This is a genomic window from Hyphobacterium sp. SN044 (genome assembly GCF_021864465.1).
Lineage (GTDB): Bacteria > Pseudomonadota > Alphaproteobacteria > Caulobacterales > Maricaulaceae > Hyphobacterium.
Map to the genome: position 1 here is coordinate 1 of NZ_JAKKUV010000049.1, position 283 is coordinate 283.

1 protein-coding gene is annotated in these 283 nt (G+C 70.7%); it reads right to left on the reverse strand.

Annotated elements, in window-relative coordinates; genetic code table 11:
- Window positions 1-283, reverse strand: a 283-nt coding sequence (locus L5876_RS14605) for a hypothetical protein (RefSeq protein ID WP_236957092.1), incomplete at both ends; no start/stop codon positions are given.

A 283-nucleotide genomic window follows, 5' to 3' on the forward strand; every position in this document is an offset into this window, starting at 1 on the left:
GACTCGCGCAGCCAGGCGATCTCGTCGGCCGCCGCCCTGAACTCGATCTCGAGCTTGCGCAGGTCGACGGGGCCGCCCTCCCGCACGCTCGTCTTCCAGAGGTCGAAGACGCCGGGGGTGCCGATCGCGGCGAGCTGCGCGAAATAGGCGCCGGCGATGGTGGCGTAGATATCGACCACGCGCTGTGCTTCCGCGGAGCCGCGCTTGCGTCCGTGATCGTGGAGAACCTTCGGTCCCCGGATGAGGGCGCCCGTGTAGCCCGCCCGAGAGGCGAGGTAGGCCG